We start from the raw sequence: 626 nt of genomic DNA, 5'->3' as shown, positions 1-626 counted from the left end.
TCCCATTACGCAAGTAAGTAAGACCCCTGAAAGACGATCAGGTAGATAGGTTCGAGGTGGAAGTGTGGCGACACATGGAGCTGACGAATACTAATCGGTCGAGGACTTAACCACATTTTGTGTTGTGCACAATGCACCGTTTATCCAGTTTTGAAAGAATAAAATTTGTACATATTTTATTCATGGTAATTTTTAATTAGATGGAGGATTAGCTCAGCTGGGAGAGCACCTGCCTTACAAGCAGGGGGTCGGCGGTTCGAGCCCGTCATCCTCCACCATATTTATGCCGGTGTAGCTCAGTTGGTAGAGCAACTGACTTGTAATCAGTAGGTCGTGGGTTCGACTCCTATCGCCGGCATCATTATTCGGAGGGGTAGCGAAGTGGCTAAACGCGGCGGACTGTAAATCCGCTCCTTCGGGTTCGGCGGTTCGAATCCGTCCCCCTCCACCATTTTCACTAAAATCAATGGGGTATAGCCAAGCGGTAAGGCAACGGATTTTGATTCCGTCATGCCTAGGTTCGAATCCTAGTACCCCAGCCATTTCCGAGCCATTAGCTCAGTCGGTAGAGCATCTGACTTTTAATCAGAGGGTCGAAGGTTCGAGTCCTTCATGGCTCACCATTT

5 tRNA genes and 1 rRNA gene are annotated in these 626 nt (G+C 48.4%); all 6 read left to right on the top strand.

The features are described 5' to 3' along the window. Positions 1–114: ribosomal RNA gene (locus AAGS61_RS20880) — 23S ribosomal RNA — on the top strand; the annotation flags it as partial. A gap of 88 nt (positions 115–202) precedes the next feature. After that, positions 203–278, top strand: a tRNA-Val gene (locus tag AAGS61_RS20875). Between the two features lie 7 nt (positions 279–285). Further along, a tRNA-Thr gene (locus AAGS61_RS20870) sits at positions 286–358 on the top strand. A 9-nt stretch (positions 359–367) separates the two neighbouring features. Next, positions 368–451, top strand: a tRNA-Tyr gene (locus AAGS61_RS20865). Positions 452–467: 16 nt separating this feature from the next. Then, positions 468–542, top strand: a tRNA-Gln gene (locus AAGS61_RS20860). A gap of 5 nt (positions 543–547) precedes the next feature. Next, positions 548–623: transfer RNA gene (locus AAGS61_RS20855), tRNA-Lys, on the top strand. The last annotated feature ends 3 nt before the right edge of the window (positions 624–626 follow it).

It is taken from the genome of Lysinibacillus sp. KU-BSD001 (assembly GCF_042920265.1).
In the GTDB taxonomy this organism is placed as follows: Bacteria; Bacillota; Bacilli; order Bacillales_A; family Planococcaceae; genus Lysinibacillus_B.
Note: the sequence above shows the minus strand (reverse complement) of the source record. Positions and strands in the feature narration are given on the sequence as shown.